This is a genomic window from Bradyrhizobium sp. Ash2021, from assembly GCF_031202265.1.
In the GTDB taxonomy this organism is placed as follows: Bacteria; Pseudomonadota; Alphaproteobacteria; order Rhizobiales; family Xanthobacteraceae; genus Bradyrhizobium.
Map to the genome: position 1 here is coordinate 7,292,519 of NZ_CP100604.1, position 18,309 is coordinate 7,310,827.

Below are 18,309 nucleotides of genomic sequence, written 5' to 3' on the forward strand. Positions count from 1 at the left end.
GCCTTACTGGGTTGGCTTTGATGCCGCAAGAATAAGGCGGTCGGACGGCGGCAAATCGAACCGCGGCTCGATCCCCAGAAGCGGCGCGATGCGGGCGATCACCTTGCCGCCGGTCGGGACCGCGTTCCAGCCCGAGGTAATGAAGCCGTGGGTTTCCGGCGTCGTCTTCGGCTCGTCCAGCATCACCAGCAGCTGGTACTGCGGATTGTCCGCCGGGATGATGGCGGTGAACGAGTTCAGCACCTGCTTCTTGGCGTAGCGGCCGTTGATGACCTTCTCGGAGGTGCCGGTCTTTCCGCCGACATAGTAGCCCTTGACGTCCGCGGTCTTGGCGGTGCCGACCTCCGCATTGAGGCGCATCAGGAACCGCATCTTGTCAGAGGTTTCCGGCTTGATCACCCGCTTGGCGAGCGCCATCGCTTCCTCTTCGCTGCGCTTCATGAAGGTCGGAGGAATCAGGTAGCCGCCGTTCATCAGCGCGTTGATACCCATCACCGCCTGCAATGGCGCTACCGACAGGCCCTGGCCGAACGCGATGGTCACGGTGTTCAACTCGCTCCAGCGGCGCGGCACCAGCGGCGACGCGCTTTCCGGCAATTCGGTGCGCAGACGGTGCAACTGGCCCATCTTGGCGAGAAACGCCTTGTGGGCCTCGACGCCCTGACCGAGCGCGATCCGCGCGGCACCGATATTGGACGAGTAGGTGAACACTTCCTTGGTGTTGATGAAACGTCCCAGCGAGTGGCTGTCATGGATGGTGAACTTGCCGTAGTGCAAATTCCCGCGCGCATCCCACATCGAATTGAGGCTGATCTTGCCGGAGTCCAGCGCCATCGCCAGCGTGAATGCCTTGAAGGTCGATCCCATTTCATAGACGCCGGTGGTCAGCCGGTTGATACGATCAGGATCGTGCGCTTCCCGGGGGTTGTTCGGATCGAAATCCGGCAACGACACCAAAGCAACGATCTCGCCGGTTTTGACGTTGGAGACGATGCCGGAGGCCGCCTTGGCCTTGAACTTTTCCTTCGCCTTCATGAGTTCATCGCGCAAGGCGTGTTCGACCCGCAGGTCGACCGACAACTCCACCGGCTTCTGCAGCCGGTCGGTGGCAAAGCCCGCGCGGTGCAGATCGGCCAGCCCGTTATTGTCGAGCCACTTCTCCATCCCGGCGATGCCCTGGTTGTCGATATTGACCAGACCGATCAGGTGCGCGACTTCGGCGCCGGTGGGATAGACGCGCTTGTTCTCGCGCAGGAAGCCGATGCCGGGAATGCCGAGGCGATGGATGTCCAGCTGCTGCGTTGGCGTGATTTCGCGCTTCAGCCAGACAAAGCCCTTTTTCGACGACAGGCGGTCGCGCACCTCCCCGGTGTCGAGGTCGGGCAGCGTCGCGGTCAGAAGCTCGATCGCCTCGTCCTTGTCGATGATCCGGCGCGGTTCGCCGAACAGGCTGGGCGCCTTGACGTCGGTGGCGAGCACCTCGCCATTGCGATCGACGATATCGGGCCGCGCGGTTGCAATCGCGTCCTGCGAGGCGGTGCGGCGCGCGCCATGGCTGTCGGCGCCGACCGCGAACATCACAAGCCGTCCGGCCAGCACGGCGTAAATCGCCGCAAAAGCCAGGATCGCAAATCCGACACGGGCGCGCGCTTTCGCGGTGCGATCGACATTGCGCCCGTAAAGCAGGCTGCGGATCAGCCGCTGCCGCCAAGGCTCGGCAGACTTGGTCTTCGCAAGCGCCTGATCGGTCATTGCTGATCTCCCGGCGCCGGCGCAGGCACCGAACCGGTCACCGTCTCGGCGTCGGAAGCGGCCTCAATGGTGTTGATCATCGCGCCGATCGGATCGGGCGCGCCCGGCTTCGCGAAGTTCGGCGGCCGCTCGGGCAGGTTCTTCAACTGGTCATATTGCGTCGCGTTGATCGGTTTCAGCTCCAGATGCCGGTCGGCGAGACCTTGCAGCCGCAGCGGCGCGTCGAGCCTGGCCCATTCCGCGCGCAGCGTGGCGATGGCGTCGCGCTGCTCGCGGATTTCCGCATTCAGGCGCAGCACGCTCTCGGTGCGCGACGTCGATTCCATCTTGATCCGGTAGACATAGGCGGCCGCGAACACCAGCATGCCGATGACGAGGAAATGGATGATCCGCATGATCAGCCTCCCCGCATCACGTCGGCGAGGACGGGCCAGGCCGGCAAGCTGCCCGCCGCATGCGCCGGCGCCGCGGTCCGTTCGGCCGCGCGCAGCTTGGCGGAGCGCGCACGCGGATTGGCCGAGACCTCTGCGTCGCCGGGCGTGACCGGCCGCTTGGTCAGGATCTGGAAACTTGGCGCTGCCTGCGCCACTTCGGGCAAATGCCGCGACCCGCCGGCCGCCTTGCCACGCTGGTTAAGGAAATCCTTGACGATGCGGTCTTCCAGCGAATGAAAGGACACGACCACCAGCCGGCCGCCCGGCTTCAGCACGCGCTCGGCCGAAGCCAGCGCCAGATGCAGTTCGTCGAGCTCTTCGTTGACGAAGATCCGCAAGGCCTGGAACGTGCGCGTCGCTGGGTGAATCTCGTTCGGCTTGGAGCGGACGACCTTGCCAACGATATCGGCCAGCGCCTGCGTGGTCGTGATCGGCGCTTCCTTGCGTGCGGCGACGATGGCCCGCGCCACGCCGCGGGAGTGACGTTCTTCGCCGAAGATGTAGATAATGTTGGCGAGGTCGGCCTCGGACGCCCTGGCGACCACATCGGCCGTGGTCGGGCCGTCATGGCCCATCCGCATATCGAGCGGGCCGCCGAGCCGGAACGAGAAGCCGCGGTCGGCCTGATCGAGCTGCATCGAGGAGACGCCGACGTCCATCACGATTCCGTCGACCGCCTCAATCCCCTGCCCGTCGCAAATCTCGGCGAGGTTGGAAAACCGATCCTCGACCAGGGTCAGCCGCCCGCCCGAACGGTCGACCAGATCGAACCCGCCGGTAATCGCCGACCGGTCACGGTCGATGCCGATGACCCGGGTGCCCGGGGTGTCGAGGATGGCGCGGCTATAGCCGCCGGCGCCAAAGGTGGCGTCGATATAGACGCCGCCGGCGCGCGGATTGAGCATCTCGACCGCCTCGCGGCCGAGAACGGAAATATGACGAGAAGCAGCCGAGGTCATGCGCCGGTCTCTGGCACATTCCAGCGTACGGAACAGAAATTGGACGCCGACGGGCCCATTGCGCCTCAAATCCCCGCGTTTTGCCAGCCTTTTCCGGCCAAAGAGCCCTCGCAGGGCGCGATCGCCGTTTCCCGCCCCGACCAGCAAACCCTCATTTCCGTACGGAATTTGCTGGCCAGCCATGACGTTTCGAGCGTGAAAGAGGGCCTCGGCCGTCCCCAAAACCGGTTCGGCTCTTCACCACTTAGTAACGGCACTTAGCGTTAAGAAAGCGTTGACGGTCGGCTGCCGGATTTGCGCGGTTTTTAACCACGGGGAACCCGGTGATGCCCGCCGCACACACTCGGGCAAAATGCGAAGCGAAGGGCGGCCGCCGGATTGCGCGGATGACAGGGTAAAGGAATAGTAAATACAGTTCATTTTTTAAAGCGTCGTATTGCCGTTCTCCTGCCCGGTTTGAGTTTTCTTATGGCCCAAGGTTCGTTCGCATCTCATGGTATTGATTCGAAGCGTCAACGTGCCCTCCCCGTTCCCAGGGCCAACGCCGAAATGCAGACTTTTACCCCGGATTCCTCGATCGCTTCCGACGTCATACCGTCGGCGAACTATGGCGACCGCAACAAGGGCCGCCTGCCCGACATGATCCTGCTGCACTACACCGGCATGCCCGATGTGGAAGGCGCGATCGCCCAGCTCTGCACCGCCGGCACCGACGTATCAGCGCATTACATCGTCCTGGAGGACGGCCGCATCGTGCAATGCGTGCCCGAGAGCAAGCGCGCCTGGCACGCCGGCGCGTCGTTCTGGGCCGGCGAGGAAGACATCAATTCCTGCTCGATCGGGGTCGAGATCATCAACCGCGGCCACGATTGGGGCTATCCGGATTTCCCGCTGCGCCAGATCGCCGCCGTGATCGCGCTGTGCCGCGGCATCATGCTCCGCCGCAAGGTGCCGTCGCATCGCGTGCTCGCGCATTCGGACGTCGCACCGGCCCGCAAGAAGGATCCCGGCGAAAAATTTCCGTGGCATTCGCTGGCCAATTCCGGCGTCGGCCATTGGGTGCAGCCGGCGCCGATCGTGCGCAGCGAAGCGCTCAAGCTCGGCAGCATCTCTGACGACGTCGCAGGCCTGCAGGCGGCGCTGGCCCGCTATGGCTACAATGTCCCAACCCATGGAAAATTCGACGGCGCCACCATGGAAGTGGTCACCGCGTTCCAGCGCCACTTCCGCCCCGCCCGCGTCGACGGCGTCGCCGATCATTCGACCATGACCACGCTGCACGCGCTGCTGGCGAGCTTGCCGGCGGAGGCGACGACGGTCGTGGCGGCGAAGTAGCTCGCGCGAGATTTTTAGACCGTCATTGCGAGGAGCGAAGCGACGAAGCAATCCATTCTTTCTTCTTCCTGTGAAAGGATGGATTGCTTCGCGGAGCCTGTCATCGGGCGCGCGTTCGCGCGACCCGTTGGCTCGCAATGACGAATCCAGTCTGCTGGCCACCTAACCCATCTCCGCGATCCGCCGCGCATAGAGCCGCCGCAGCGGCTCCAGTTGCGTCGCAGCCGTCGCCGCCAGATAGGCTTTGCGCGCCGCGTCATGGCGGCCGAGCCGGCGCAGCAGATCGGCGCGAACCGCCGGCAGCATTTCATAGCCCTTGAGACCGCCGCGGGCTTCCAGCGCGTCGATCAGGTCGAGCGCCCGCGCCGGGCCGTCGACCATCGACACCACGGCGGCGTGATTGAGTTCGATCACCGGCGACGGGCTGATGCGCAGCAGGACTTCGTAGAGGCCGGCGATTTGCGGCCAGTCGGTGTCTTGATAATTGGGCGCGCGCGCGTGAAGGGCCGCGATCGCCGCCTGCACCGTGTAGGATTGCGGCCGGCCCGGCATCCGCAGCGCATCCTCGACCAGCTTGAGGCCTTCGGCGATCTGGCCGGCGTCCCACAGCGCGCGATCCTGCTCTTCGAGCAAAACGATGTCGCCGCCCGCGGTCTCGCGGCCGGCGCGGCGCGCGTCGTGCAGCAACATCAGTGCGAGCAGTCCCATGATCTCGCCGCGTCCGGGCATCAGCGCATCGATCAGCCGCGCCAGCCGGATCGCTTCGCGCGCCAGATCCGGCCGCATCAGATCCTCGCCCGAGGTCGCGACATAGCCTTCGGTAAATACCAGATAGATCACCGCGAGCACGCCGCGCAGCCGCGGTTCGAGCGCCTCGCGCTCCGGTACCTCATAGGGAATGCCGGCGAGGCGGATCTTCTGCTTGGCACGGAGCAAGCGCTGCGCCATCGCGTCTTCGCTCGCCAGAAACGCGCGCGCGACCTGCGCCGTGGTCAGCCCGCACACCGTGCGCAGCGTCAGCGCGACCTGCACCTCGGCGGCAAATGACGGATGGCAGCAGGTAAAGATCAGCCGCAGCATGTCGTCGTCGAGCACGCTGTCGGCGGCCTCGCACGGGGGCGACGCGTTGAGCAGCAGTTCGTGGGTCAGCTCCTGCTGCTTGCCGCGAAAGGCGATGTTGCGGCGAACGCGGTCGATCGCCTTGTTGCGGCCGACATTGACCAGCCACGCCCGCGGATTGGCCGGCAGGTTGCCATTGGGCCAGCGCTCCAGCGCGACCGCGACGGCATCCTGTAAGGCATCTTCCGCCAGATCGAAATCGCCGACGAGACGGATCAGCGTGGCCAGCGCCCGCCCCGCCTCGTCGCGGAATATTTTTTCGATCTCGGTTGGTGTCATGCGGGTGCCACTTTCTCAGACCGTCATTCCGGGGCGCGTCGAAAACGCGAACCCGGAATGACGGCTAGAGCCTTGGTCAATTATAAACCCAGATCGGCCGCACCTCGATCGAACCATGTCTCGCGCCGGGAATGCGCGCGGCAATCGCCAGCGCGGCGTCGAGATCCTTGGCCTCAACCAGATAGTAACCACCGAGTTGCTCGCGGGTTTCCGCGAATGGACCATCTGTCGTCAGCGTCTTGCCGTCGCGGACCCGCACGGTTGTCGCCGTGTGCGTGTCCTGCAGCCGGTCGCCGGCCTTGAAACTGCCGCTCTGGATGATGGATTGGGTGAACGCGCCGTATTCCTCCATCATTTTCTTGCCGGTCGCCGCGTCCATTTTTCCGTACTCGGCTTCGTTCTGATAGATCATCAGCAGGTACTGCATTTCGATTACTCCTCTTGATCGGCTGGATCGCCGACACCCAGTCGAACGGGGGGCGCGCGAGACGACATCTTCAGGATAGTTTATTTTGGCTGGTTTCGCGGCTTGACGCCACGCCCCCCAGCCCCCATGCCTTAGGGCGTCAGTCGGCCGGACGGCCGCTCCCGCTACGGTCGAAAGGCTGCGGGGGAGGAAAGTCCGGGCTCCATCGACATGCGGTGCCGGATAACATCCGGCGGGGGCAACCCCAGGGACAGTGCCACAGAGAACGAACCGCTCCCCCGCCCGAAAGGGAGGGGGCAGTAAGGGTGAAAAGGTGCGGTAAGAGCGCACCGCGGGTCCGGCAACGGAAACGGCATGGCAAACCACACCGGGAGCAAAACCGAATAGGGACGGCAACGCGGGCTGTTCGCGCAAGCGATAACACCGCAGGGCGATGTCAGGCTCGCTGTCCGGGTAGGTTGCTCGAGGCCATGTGCAAGCATGGTCCCAGAGGAATGGCCGTCACGTATCATTCGCGAAAGCGAGTGGTGCCTTACAGAACCCGGCTTACAGGCCGGCTGATGCTCTAAAAATGAAGGGTTCGGCGTGACGCGCCGGACCCTTCGCCATTTAGGAAATCGTCATTCCGGGCTGGTGCGCGAGCACCAGACCTCAGATGCGCAATTGCGCATCGGGGAATCTCGAGATTCCGGGTTCGATGCTTCGCATCGCCCCGGAATGACACGTCAAGCGACGATCCTCTCCAGCAACGTCATCAGCGCCTCCGGCGCGGTGACGTTCGGCGAATGGCTGGCGTCGATCGCGTAGAAGCGCCAGCCCGCTTCGCCTTGGGCGCGCTTGGCAAATGGGCCGAACGTATCGGCGGGCGTGATCCGCGTCGCGTAGATGTAGCTGCGCGGCAAGGTCGGCTCGCCGTTTTGCAGCTTGAGCTTGGTTTCAAAACATTTAACCGGCATGTGCACGCGGCGCGCCGACAGCCATTCGACGTCGGCGGGCGATGTATCCGGAGGCGTCTGCAGCGGCGGCACGCGCCAGCCGTCGCCGCTCTTGGCGGCGTCCTGCAAATGTTGCCGCCCGGATTCGTTGAGATCGAACAGCGACTGCCCGTCGCGCGGCACGAAGGCGTCGAGATAGATCAACTGCGCGACGCGGTCGCGGGCGCGGTCGGCGACGCCGGTTGCGACCATGCCGCCATAGCTGTGGCCGAGCAGCACGATGTCGCGCAGATCCTCGTATGTGATGACGTTGAGAACGTCCTCGATATGGGTCTCGAGATCGATCGACGGATTGGCCAGATGCGCCCGCTCGCCGAGCCCGGTGTAGGACGGCGTGACCAGACGATGTCCGGCGGCCTGCATCAGCGGGTGCATCTTCTTCCACGCCCATCCCGCCGACCAGGCGCCGTGGCAGACCAGAACGGTTTTGGCGGAGCTTGAATTCATTGGGCCGTTTCCCCCTGGGGTTATCGTTGATTGCGATAGTACCTGCGGGCTGCCTCGTGTAAACGTTCGCCCCCCAACACATCCGTCATTCCGGGGCGCATCGAAGATGCGAACCCGGAATGACGAAGGAGAAAAGTCAGATTGAGCGCGACCGCCTACGCACTCCTCTTCCTCGGCGCGCTCGCCGGCGGTTTCGTGTCCGGCCTTGCCGGCTTCGGCACTGCGCTGATGGCGCTGGGGATCTGGCTCTATGTGCTGCCGCCTTCGATGGCCGTGCCGCTGGTCCTGATCTGTTCGGTCATCGCGCAAACCTCGACGCTGCCGGGCATCTGGCGCAGCATCGACTTCGGTCTGGTCTGGCCTTTTATCGTCGGCGGCCTCGCCGGCGTGCCGCTGGGTATCCTGATGATCGCCCATGCCGATCCCAAGGTCTTCAAACTGACCATCGGCGTGCTGCTGCTGGTGTTTCCGACCGCGCTGTTTTTTCAGCGCACGCCGATGGCTTTCCGCTTCGGCGGCAAATGGGCCGACACCGCCATCGGCTTCGCCGGCGGCATTCTTGGCGGTCTCGCCGGACTCTCGGGTCCGATTCCCATCCTGTGGGCCAGCGTACGCGGCTGGGGCAAGAAGGAGCAGCGCGGCATTTTCCAGACTTTCAACTGGACGATCCTCGCAACCGCGCTCTGCGTGCAGATCGCAACCGGCCTCGTCAAACCTGAAATCATCTGGCTGGTGCTATGCGCTTTCCCAGGAACGCTCGTCGGCGCGTGGCTCGGCACACGGACCTATCATGCGCTCAGCGATCGAAACTTCGGCGACGTCGTGCTCGGGCTTTTGATTCTGTCCGGGATCGGACTGCTGTGGAGCAGCGTCGGCCACTAGCAGCAGTGCGGATTGATCCGATTGCACTGACAAAATTGCGCACCGTCGCATGGCCGCCATGCGGTGCGCGCAAAAAACTATACGCGTGTAAGCAAACGAGCTAACCACTCGCGTCATGTCTTCTCCGGTCATGTCCTCCACGGTGTCGCGCGAACGTCTTGGTCTGTTGCTCGGCTTTATCGGCGTGGCGATTTTCGGCGGCACGCTGCCGGCGACGCGCATCGCGGTATCTGAAATTGATCCGATTGCGCTGACATCGTTGCGCACCGCGATCGCCGGACTGTGTTCGCTGGCGCTGTTGCTGGTACTGCGCCGGCCGCTGCCGCCGCGCGCGCTGTGGCTTCAGCTCGTGATCACGATGCTGTGCGTCAGCATCCTGTTTCCACTGCTGATGTCGCTCGGGATGCAGCGCGTCGACGCCTCGCATGGCGGCGTGGTGCTCGGCATTCTCCCCATTGCCACCGCGCTGGTTGCCGTCGCCATCACTCACGAACGGCCGCGCCCCCTGTTCTGGATCACATCCGTCGGCGGCGCGGCATTGGTGGTCGCGTTTGCGCTGCGGCAAGGCGGCGGCACGCTATCCGCCGGCGATTTGCTTTTGTTCGCCGCCGTCGCGGTCGCCGCGATCGGCTACGCGTTCTCGGGACGGCTCACTTCGCAGATGCCCGGCTGGGAAGTCATCAGCTGGGTGCTGGTGATCGCGCTGCCGGTCTCGATCCCCGCCGCCACGCTCACCATGCCGGCCGACATCAGCCACATCGCCTTGAAGCCCTGGCTCGGCCTGCTCTACGTCGCGATCTTTTCCCAATGGGTCGGGTTCTTCGCCTGGAACGCCGGCATGGCGATGGGCGGCATCGCGCGGGTCTCGCAGATCCAATTGTTGCAGCCCTTCATCACCTTCGTGCTCGCGGCCTGCTTCAACGGCGAGACCATCACGCCGCAGATCGTGCTGTTCGCCTCCGCCGTGGTGGCGACGGTGGCGATCTCGACGCGCACGCGCGGACGGGCGGCGCCGACCGACACCGTCATTCCGGGTTCGGCTCGGAGCCTGTCATCGGGCCGCGCTCTGCGCGGACCCGTTGGCGCCGCCCCCGAATGACCTGACGTTCTCACTCCGCCGCCGCGACCTCGCTGAACTCGGTCGCCTGCCGTTCGAACAGCCCGCGATAGATGCCGCCGGCCCGCGCGGTGAGCGTGGCGTGGGTGCCCTGCTCGACGATCTCGCCGCGATCGAACACCAGGATGCGATCGAGGCTGCGCACCGTCGACAGCCGGTGCGCGATCACGATCGAGGTACGGCCCTTCATCAGCCGCTCCATCGCCTGCTGGATCAGGCCTTCCGACTCCGAATCGAGGCTGGACGTCGCCTCGTCCAGGATCAGCACCGGCGCATCGGCGAGGAACGCGCGCGCCAGCGCCACGCGCTGCCGCTCGCCGCCCGACAGTTTGACGCCGCGTTCACCGACCAGCGTGCCGTAACCTTTCGGCAGCCGCAGGATGAACTCGTGCGCGTTGGCAAGCCGCGCCGCCTGCTCAATCGCAGCCATGCTGGCGCCGGGCCTGCCATAGGCGATGTTCTCCGCCAGCGAACGGTGAAACAGGATCGGATCCTGTTGCACGATCGCGATCTGGCTGCGCAGCGAATGCTGGGTCGCGTGAGCGATATCCTGACCGTCGATCAGGATCCTGCCGCCAGAGACGTCGTAGAGCCGCTGCACCAGCTTGACGAACGTGGTCTTGCCCGATCCGGAACGGCCGACCAGGCCGACGCGCTCGCCGGCGCGGATATCAACCGACAGGCCGTCATAGAGCGGCGCGCGATGGCCGCCGTAGAGGAAGGTCACGGCGTCGAACACGATGCGGCCGCCCTGGATGTCGATCGGCGCAGCGCCCGGCGCATCGGCAATGCCGATCGGCTCGCCATGGATCGCGACCAGTTCCTCCATATCGTTGACCGAGCGCTGCAGATTGTTGATGTGCATGCCGACATCGCGCAGGTAAGCGTGGATGATGTAATAGCTGGTGAGCACGTAGGTGACGTCACCCGGCGAGGCGCGTCCTGCGATCCACAGCAGGATCGCGCCGCCGATCACGGAGGCGCGGAAGCACAGCAGCACCATAAGCTGCGCCGTCGAGGTGTAGTTGTAGCGCAGCCAGGTCCGCCGCACCCGCGTGCGCCAGCGGCCGATGACGCCGGCCAGCCGCGCGTCCTCGCGCGCTTCCGCGCCGAACGACTTCACCACCGCGTTGCAGGTCAAGGCGTCCGCGAGCGTCCCGCCGACCTTGGTGTCCCAGGCGTTGGAGATTCGCGCGGCGGGTGCGATGTAGTTGACCGAGAACGCGATCGTCATCAACACATAGATTACGGTGCCCACGGCGATCACGAGGCCGAGCGACGGCCAGTGCAGCCCGAGCAGGATCATCGAGCCCAACAGCACCGTCAGCGACGGCGCCAGCGCCATCAAAATGGTGTCGTTGAGCAGATCGAGCGCCCACATGCCGCGGGTGATCTTGCGCACGGTCGAGCCGGCAAACGAGTTGGCGTGCCAGTCGGTCGAAAACCGCTGCACGCGCATGAAGGCGTCGCGCGCCACATCCGACATGATCTTCAGCGTGAACGGCACGATCGCCTGCAAGCCGGTCAGGCGCAGGATCATCGACAGCAGGCCGAGCGCCACGATGCCGCCAAACGCGGCCAGCGCCGCACGGCGCGCGGCAGGATCGGATGCGCCTGATGTCAGCGCATCGATCAGATGGCCCGAGAACACCGGCATGAACAGGTCGGCCGCGGTCGCGCCCAGCAGGCCGCCGGCGACGAGCGAGGCGCACACGGGCTGTTCCAGCCAGTGGCGAAACACGAACGGGATCACCACGCGGATCGCGGCGGGACGCTTGTTGGCTTGAGCGGTCATGGCCTCATCCGGCTACGCGGTTCGCGCGCACGCCGGCTCCATCTGGATGGACGCGCGGCGGCACAAAACGTGATCCGGGCGTCGTGAAAAATATCTGTAAGTCGCTGGGAAGCCTGGAGATCGGGACGTCAGGCCCGATCAAAGCAGGCGGTGGGCGCGGTCAGCAGTGCGACCGAAAATCCAGCACAGACATCGGACGCGGGCGCGCGATCTGCGAATACATCGAAATCATGCAAATCCTCCCCGGTTCGAGTGACGATGCGCTGCTTATAAATGCATCACGGGTGAATGGCAATATGACAACCGCGTGAGCGGGCCGTTCAACGCAACAGTGTGACCTTCAAGCCGCGCCGGCGGCGCACGCAATTAGTGCCCCGGCTCTCCCGACGGCAATGCGGCGGGCTTTTTCAGCAGCGTGACCAGAAGGCTGAGGCTGATGTAGAACACGGTCAGGATGAAGAAGGCGTCGCCATAGCCCATCACCGCCGCCTGGCGGTGAACGATCTGCGACAATTGTTTCATCGCCATCAATGCGGCATCGCCCACGCCCTGCAGGCGCTGGGTGAACATGTTGAGCGTCTCCACCGCGGTGGCGTTGCCCCAGTTGACGCGCTCCTGCAGCCGCACGATGTGCAGATCGGTGCGCTCGTTCAGCACCTGGTTGATGACGGCCAATCCGACCGCGCCGCCGAGATTGCGCGTCAGGTTGAACAAACCCGAAGCGTTCTTTACCCGTTCGGGAGGCAAGGTCCCCAGCGCGATCGTATTGGTCGGCACCATCGCGAACATCATGCCGATGCCGCGCAGGATCTGCGGGATCAGCAATTCATAGAAATCGTAATCGCGCGTGATCCAGGTCATCTGGTAGGAGCCCATCGCGAAGGTGATCAGGCCGATCGCGATGATCAGGCGCATGTCGATCTTGGTCATCAGCCGTCCGACGATCGGCGCGGTGAGGAACATGGTGATCCCCGAGACGAACATGGTCTCGCCGATCATCAGCGCGCTGTAGCCGCGCACTTCGGCGAGGTAGCGCGGATAAACATAGGTCAGGCCGTAGAGGCCGATGCCGACGCAGAACGAGATCAGGCAGCCGATCGCGAAATTGCGGTCGGTGAAGGTGCGGATATCGACGATCGGCTCCCGCGCCGTCAGCACCCGCCAGAAGAAGGCAACCGCGGAAAACAGGCAAACCGCGGCGCAGACCGCCACCGAGGTGTCCTGCAGCCATTCATATTGCGGGCCTTCCTCCAGCACGTATTCGAGCGAGCCCAGAAAGCCGCCCATCGCGAACAGGCCGAACCAGTCAAAGTGCTCCAGCAGCTTGAAGTTCGGCTGATCGAAATCGACCAGGATCAGCACGCCGATGGTGATGCCGATGCCGGGAACGACGTTGATGAAGAACAGCCAGTGCCACGACATCCAATCGGTGATGATGCCGCCGACGGTCGGGCCGATGGTCGGCGCCAACGTCGCCACCAGACCGATGATCGGGCCGACGATGTAGAATTTCGAGCGCGGAAACACCGTGTAGGCGGACGCGAATACGGTCGGGATCATGCCGGCGCCCAGAAAGCCCTGGATCGCGCGCCACAGGATCATCTGCTCGATCGAGGAACAGAAGCCGCACAGGAAGCTCGCGATGGTGAAGCCGGAGGCGGAAATCGCAAACAGCAAGCGCGTGCCGAACGCGCGCGACAAAAATCCGGATAAGGGAATCGCGATCACTTCCGCGATCAGATACGCGGTCTGGACCCACGACACTTCGCTGGAACTGGCCGAGAGCCCGGCCTGGATTTCCGACAACGACGCCGACACGATCTGGATATCCAGGATCGACATGAACATCCCGAACACCATGATCAGGAACGCGAACAGCCGTCGCGGCGCGATGCGCTCGGACGGCGGCGCCGCTGTGTTCATCATCGAGGGCGGAGCGGTGGTGGCGTCAGCCATGATTTGCCCAGATCACGCGCCCGGGCTTCGCCCGAGGCGCAAGGAATTACTGCGGATGAATCATCAACGGCGAATCGAGGTCGACCTCGCTGTCCGCATCGGCTGCGCCCTCGCGGGTGTCGACGGTGGTGTAAACCGACATGCCCGCACGCAGCAGATTTTGCGTCGCGACGCCCTTCGGCACCCGGATCCGGACCGGCAGCCGCTGCACGATCTTGGTGAAATTGCCGGTGGCGTTGTCCGGCGGCAGCAGCGTGAACACCGAGCCTGCCGCGGGCGAAATGCTGTCGACGGTGCCTTCGAATTTGCGAAGGCCGTAGGCATCGACCTTGATCGTCACCGGCTGGCCGGGGCGGATGCGCTTGAGCTGGGTTTCCTTGTAGTTAGCATCGATGAAGACGTCGTTGAGCGGCACCACGTTGCCGAGCCGCTGGCCGGCCGTGATGAAGTCGCCGGTGTTGACGAGGCGGTTGGAGAAGGTGCCGTCGACCGGTGCACGCACCGAGGTGAAGTCGAGGTCGCGTTCGGCCTTGGCGAGCTGTGTCTGCAATTCCGCAAGCTGGGCGCGGGCCTCGTTCTGCTGTGCCTTGGTCACTTCGACGCTGTCGCGCGCGGCGTCAAACGCCGCCTGCGCCGATTTCACCGCGGCAACGCCCTGGTCGCGGCCGGCTTCGGACACTTCGAAGGTGGCGCGCGAGGCAAATCCCTTGGTGCTCAGCGCCTGCTGGCGGTCGAAGTCGAGACCGGCGCGCTTCAGCCCGGCTTCCGCGGAGACGAGCTGCGCCTTGGCCTGTTCGACCGCGCTTTCCATCGCCGTAACCTGGCGGCCGATGCGATCGATGGTGGCCTGCTGGGTCGCGATCCTGGTGCGCGCGGCATCCACGGCGATGCGATAATCGCCGTCATCGATCTTGAAGATCACGTCGCCGGTGTGAACGACCGCATTGTCGCCGGGAAAGATCGTCGCGACATGGCCGGACACCCGTGCGCCCAACGTGGTGTTGTTGGCGCGGACATAGGCGTCGTCGGTCGAGACATAGAAGCGCCCGACGAGAAGGTAGTAGGTGCCGTAGCTCGCGGCGGCCAGCGCCAGCAAGGCGACGACGCCCATCATCACGAATTTGCGCTTTCCCGATTTCGGCGCGGCCTGAGCGGCGGCATTGGCAGGCGGCGCGGCCGGCTTTTCGGTCGCGGGGCTGGCGGGCGGCTCCGCGGGAAGCCGCCTGGTTTCTTCCGCGACGTGAGTCCGGAGCTGCTCCGCCAGATGGGCGGAATTATCGCGCGCAGCCTCACCCTCTGCCGTCTCCGGCCCGGTGCGAACGATGCGTGCGGCCTGGTCTCTCGCTGCGGCCATCACCGGCCTCCCCATTACAATGTCGCGATGCCAAGGCGGCCGAAATCAGCCCAATAGCATCGTTGAATTTCAAATTATCATTGACCGAACGGTTCGGTCAAGCTATATTCGCGCGGCTCGATCATAGGGTCAAAATTGCTACCTGTGCGTATCCTGAGTTGAAAAGTTCGCGGAACAGCTAACCAATGGTTGCAGCCACCCCCAACCCGCTTCATCTGGTCGGCGATGAGGATTCCTCGAAGCGCCGGCAGATCCTCGATGGCGCCCGCAAGGTGTTCATGGATCTCGGGTTTGACGGCGCCAGCATGAACGAGATCGCGCGTTCCGCCGGGGTTTCCAAGGGCACGCTCTACGTCTACTTCGCCGACAAGAACCGATTGTTCGAAGCCATCGTCGAGGGCGAAGCGCTCGAGCACGGCCAGGTCGAATTCAATTTCGACCCGGCGCGCGATGTCGCGACCACGCTGCGGGAATTCGGCAAGGACTATATCGAACTGTTGTGCCGGCCGGGCGGCGGCTCCGCGATCCGCACCGTGATGGCGATCGCCGAGCGGATGCCGGACGTCGGCCGCCGCTACTACGAGCGCGTGCTGGAGAAAACCATCAACCGCCTCGCCGAATATCTGCAGGCGCATGTTGCGCCGGGCGACCTCGCGATCGAGGACTGCCAGCTCGCGGCGTCGCAGTTCATGGAAGTATGCAAGGCGTCGCTGTTCCTGCCGTTCGTGTTTCAGGCCGCCCCCGCACCCTCGGCCGAGCGCATGCACGAGGTCGTCGAAAGCGCGACGCGGATGTTTTTGGCGGCGTATCGGGCGAAGGCGAGCTGAGCGGAAGGCGGCGACTTCACTAAAGGTCGTCGTACCCCGCGGCTTCTCGGTTCAATCACTGGCGCCTACGACCGTCATTGCGAGCGCAGCGAAGCAATCCATCGCGCCACGGAAAGAAAGAAAAGAATGGATTGCTTCGCTGCGCTCGCAATGACGGGTGTCCAAATATGAGTCCACGATCCCGCGGCGCGCTGCGCCCGAGTCCTGCCTGAAGTTTTCGCCCCAAGAAATCAGAGGGCGCAGGGAACGCCGGGTGCTTGCTGCACCCGCGGTCTCGTGTGCAAAAAAACAATAGCAAGCGCACACGAGCATACAGGTACAGTCGGAGCATCCCGGCATTCCCTGCACAATGGTTTTACGGCTTATGCCGTGCTCTTGTGTCCGCAAAATCCGCCTCCCACCCCAACGTTCGTGACGATGGCCAACGTCCCTCTTGAGGGATGAGACGGCGACGTTTCCAGACCTGATTTGGGTTGACTGGAAATAGGAATATTTTCGTTTGAGGGGATTGACAGGAAATGACTGATTTTGCCCGTCGGGCAATCGCCGCAGCGGTGACGCGCTGGATTGCCTATCGGTACGGTCGGGGTACTGTCCGCATCTGCAGCAGGAAACGCGTCAAAACAGGAATCCGGGGCTTCGGTTCTGCTTCAACCAGAACCGATCATGCTCCGGACAACCCGGGGGGAGCAATGATCGCAACCTTTGCTCACAGGAAATTCGGCCGCGGCACGGCGTCGGGTGCCGCCCGGATCATGCTGGCGGCCGCATCGATCGTGATTGGCATCAAAGCGGCCGAGCCAGGCCGAGCGGCCGGCGCTCAACTTCCTTCGGAGGATGGACTTCAGCGTATCACCGAATTTTTTGACAATGAGATCGCCGCCGGGAAATTGCCGGGCGCCGTCGTCCTGATCCAGCAGCACGGCAAGCCGATCTATCTCAAATGTTTCGGCGTCCGTGACGTCGCGACCCATCTTCCGATGACGCCCGATACGATCTTTGCACTCCACTCGATGACAAAGCCCATCACCAGCGTCGCGGCGATGATGCTGATCGATGCCGGCAAACTATCGCTGTCGGATCCCGCCTCCAAATACATTCCGGGATTTGCCGACGTGCAGGTCGGCGTCAGTTCCGTCGCGGCGGACGGAACACACTATCTGAAGCTTGTGCCGCTGGACCGGCCGGTGACCATTGAGGATCTGCTGCGGCATACCTCGGGTATCACCTACGACTATATCGGCGGCAAGCTGATCGACAGGGCTTATTCGGAATCGGGCCTTTTCGACGGGCAGTTCGACAACAAGGTGTTTGCCGAGCGCATCGCCAGATTGCCGTTGGCGCGACAGCCCGGCACACTCTGGCGGTACGGTCATTCAACCGATGTCGTCGGCCGCATCATCGAGATCGTATCCGGGCAGAGCCTCTATCAATTCGAAAAGCAGCTCATCTTCGATCCGCTCGGCATGACCAGCACCAAATTCGTGCTCGGCAGCGCCGACGAACGCGCCCGGATGGCGGAGCCCCTGCCCGGTGACACGATCCTGAAAAGCGCAGAGGCTGACCGTCGCGCGCATCCGGAATGGGAGTCCGGAGGCGGCGGATTGGTGTCGTCGCTGACCGACTATGCGCGTTTTGCGCAGATGATCCTCAACGGCGGGCAATATGACGGCAAACGCCATCTCAGCACGCGCGCTTTCGAGTCGATGACGACGGACCATATCGGGCCCGACTCGGGGATAGCGCGCGACTATTTCTATTTTCCGGGCGACGGCTTTGGCTACGGCTACGGATTTGCGGTGCGCACCGACCCGGGCAACGCCAAACCGCCGCCGCCAGGGTCGATCGGCGAACTCAAATGGGACAGCGGCAGCGGGACCTATTTCGGCGTCGATCCGAAACTGGACATGGTCTACATCCTGCTGGAGCAGACCCAGAATGAACGCGAGCGCATTACACCTGCGTTCAAGAAACTGGTTTATGACGCATTCGGCGCGGTGAATTGATCAGTTCTCAGAACCCTTCGGACGGGTTAGCTGTCAATTCATCTTGCGTGAATGGTAGAATATTCATGTAGCATTCCTAAGCCCTCGTTTCCTGAGACGCACGCCATGCATCTGCACATCAAGAACGATGAAGCTCATCAACTTGCGACCGAACTCGCACGGCTCACTGGCAGGAAAAGGAAATGACATGGAGCGGTCAAATGTTTCTGTGGTTGCTCTCGCTTGGTTCTGACCCGAGGAGTGGAACGAACTCAAACGCATCTGCCCTGATCTCCATGATACCTACGAGGAATGGCTGGCTGACGCTCAAGCAGGCATCGAAGCCTTGGGCAGCCCGCTGAAGGATCAAGTTGTAAAGGTCATCCTGACGGTCGACGAACTCCGCAAGTGGAAGCGTGCCACCGGGCGCGAAATCGATGGCAAGGTGCGAGCCCGCCTCGCCGTCAAGGGTGCGAACCAGACTAACAGCACACGTCATTGATAGGATTCTATCCGCGAGTAGGAGATCCTACGGGCTTAAATCAAGGTCAGTCTGCGAGAAGGCTCCTGCGGCCGATTAGCCCAGAGGATCCGCGCACAAAAGCGCCGTCCTTCCCTCCCCTTCCCATTCACGCCCTCGTCATTT

At 63.5% G+C, this 18,309-nt stretch carries 16 protein-coding genes and 1 other RNA gene; 8 read left to right on the forward strand and 9 right to left on the reverse strand.

The window, feature by feature from the left end; translation table 11 throughout:
- Positions 1 to 3: 3 nt before the first annotated feature.
- The 3 genes from NL528_RS35110 to rsmH are packed head-to-tail and all read right to left on the reverse strand — an operon-like array spanning position 4 to position 3,145.
- On the reverse strand, positions 4 to 1,752 hold the full coding sequence (locus NL528_RS35110; RefSeq protein ID WP_309178950.1) for a penicillin-binding protein 2: 1,749 nt from the start codon (positions 1,750 to 1,752) through the stop codon (positions 4 to 6).
- Positions 1,749 to 2,147, reverse strand: coding sequence for a hypothetical protein (locus tag NL528_RS35115; RefSeq protein ID WP_309178951.1), 399 nt, complete (start codon positions 2,145 to 2,147; stop codon positions 1,749 to 1,751). The genes NL528_RS35110 and NL528_RS35115 overlap by 4 nt, the downstream gene beginning before the upstream one ends.
- Before the next feature lie 2 nt (positions 2,148 to 2,149).
- Entirely contained in the window at positions 2,150 to 3,145 is a 996-nt protein-coding gene (rsmH, locus tag NL528_RS35120; protein WP_309178952.1) for a 16S rRNA (cytosine(1402)-N(4))-methyltransferase RsmH, read from the reverse strand.
- Positions 3,146 to 3,694: 549 nt separating this feature from the next.
- Between rsmH and NL528_RS35125 the strand changes: the two genes are divergently transcribed.
- A complete protein-coding gene (locus NL528_RS35125) occupies positions 3,695 to 4,480 on the forward strand; it encodes an N-acetylmuramoyl-L-alanine amidase (protein ID WP_309178953.1) in 786 nt (261 codons plus the stop codon).
- Between the two features lie 162 nt (positions 4,481 to 4,642).
- On the opposite strand, the gene NL528_RS35130 is transcribed toward NL528_RS35125, so the two are convergent.
- The gene (locus NL528_RS35130) at positions 4,643 to 5,878 is read right to left on the reverse strand and encodes an RNA polymerase sigma factor (protein ID WP_309178954.1); all 1,236 of its coding nucleotides are present in this window, start codon (positions 5,876 to 5,878) and stop codon (positions 4,643 to 4,645) included.
- Positions 5,879 to 5,954: 76 nt separating this feature from the next.
- On the reverse strand, positions 5,955 to 6,305 hold the full coding sequence (locus NL528_RS35135) for a YciI family protein (protein ID WP_309178955.1): 351 nt from the start codon (positions 6,303 to 6,305) through the stop codon (positions 5,955 to 5,957).
- A 139-nt stretch (positions 6,306 to 6,444) separates the two neighbouring features.
- Between NL528_RS35135 and rnpB the strand changes: the two genes are divergently transcribed.
- An RNA gene (rnpB, locus tag NL528_RS35140) (RNase P RNA component class A) lies at positions 6,445 to 6,870 on the forward strand.
- 160 nt (positions 6,871 to 7,030) lie between these two features.
- Here the strand turns inward: rnpB and NL528_RS35145 are convergent.
- Positions 7,031 to 7,747 (reverse strand): alpha/beta hydrolase, encoded by a 717-nt coding sequence (locus tag NL528_RS35145; protein ID WP_309178956.1) that lies wholly within the window; start codon positions 7,745 to 7,747, stop codon positions 7,031 to 7,033.
- Between the two features lie 141 nt (positions 7,748 to 7,888).
- On the opposite strand from NL528_RS35145, the gene NL528_RS35150 reads away from it, so the two are divergent.
- Together NL528_RS35150 and NL528_RS35155 are read left to right on the forward strand one after the other, a co-directional pair.
- Complete coding sequence (locus NL528_RS35150) at positions 7,889 to 8,629, forward strand: sulfite exporter TauE/SafE family protein (RefSeq protein WP_309178957.1); 741 nt, start codon at positions 7,889 to 7,891, stop codon at positions 8,627 to 8,629.
- A 115-nt stretch (positions 8,630 to 8,744) separates the two neighbouring features.
- On the forward strand, positions 8,745 to 9,728 hold the full coding sequence (locus tag NL528_RS35155) for a DMT family transporter (RefSeq protein WP_309178958.1): 984 nt from the start codon (positions 8,745 to 8,747) through the stop codon (positions 9,726 to 9,728).
- 10 nt (positions 9,729 to 9,738) lie between these two features.
- Here NL528_RS35155 and NL528_RS35160 read toward each other — a convergent pair whose 3' ends face one another.
- From NL528_RS35160 to NL528_RS35170, 3 genes are all read right to left on the reverse strand, one after another.
- Positions 9,739 to 11,541: an ABC transporter ATP-binding protein gene (locus NL528_RS35160; protein ID WP_309178959.1), complete on the reverse strand. Its 1,803-nt coding sequence runs from the start codon at positions 11,539 to 11,541 to the stop codon at positions 9,739 to 9,741.
- A 366-nt stretch (positions 11,542 to 11,907) separates the two neighbouring features.
- Positions 11,908 to 13,497 carry a DHA2 family efflux MFS transporter permease subunit gene (locus tag NL528_RS35165; RefSeq protein WP_309178960.1) on the reverse strand — a complete coding sequence of 530 codons (1,590 nt, stop codon included), beginning with the start codon at positions 13,495 to 13,497 and terminating at the stop codon, positions 11,908 to 11,910.
- Positions 13,498 to 13,543: 46 nt separating this feature from the next.
- Positions 13,544 to 14,851, reverse strand: coding sequence for an HlyD family secretion protein (locus NL528_RS35170; protein WP_309178961.1), 1,308 nt, complete (start codon positions 14,849 to 14,851; stop codon positions 13,544 to 13,546).
- Positions 14,852 to 15,036: 185 nt separating this feature from the next.
- On the opposite strand from NL528_RS35170, the gene NL528_RS35175 reads away from it, so the two are divergent.
- The 4 genes from NL528_RS35175 to NL528_RS35190 all read left to right on the forward strand — a co-directional run bounded on the left by NL528_RS35175 (position 15,037) and on the right by NL528_RS35190 (position 18,165).
- Entirely contained in the window at positions 15,037 to 15,678 is a 642-nt protein-coding gene (locus tag NL528_RS35175; RefSeq protein ID WP_309178962.1) for a TetR/AcrR family transcriptional regulator, read from the forward strand.
- Between the two features lie 755 nt (positions 15,679 to 16,433).
- Positions 16,434 to 17,684, forward strand: a complete 1,251-nt coding sequence (locus tag NL528_RS35180; protein ID WP_375144092.1) for a serine hydrolase domain-containing protein — start codon at positions 16,434 to 16,436, stop codon at positions 17,682 to 17,684.
- Between the two features lie 105 nt (positions 17,685 to 17,789).
- Positions 17,790 to 17,870, forward strand: a complete 81-nt coding sequence (locus tag NL528_RS35185; RefSeq protein WP_309185123.1) for a type II toxin-antitoxin system VapB family antitoxin — start codon at positions 17,790 to 17,792, stop codon at positions 17,868 to 17,870.
- Positions 17,871 to 18,009: 139 nt separating this feature from the next.
- A complete protein-coding gene (locus NL528_RS35190; RefSeq protein WP_309178964.1) occupies positions 18,010 to 18,165 on the forward strand; it encodes a hypothetical protein in 156 nt (51 codons plus the stop codon).
- Positions 18,166 to 18,309 lie beyond the last annotated feature (144 nt).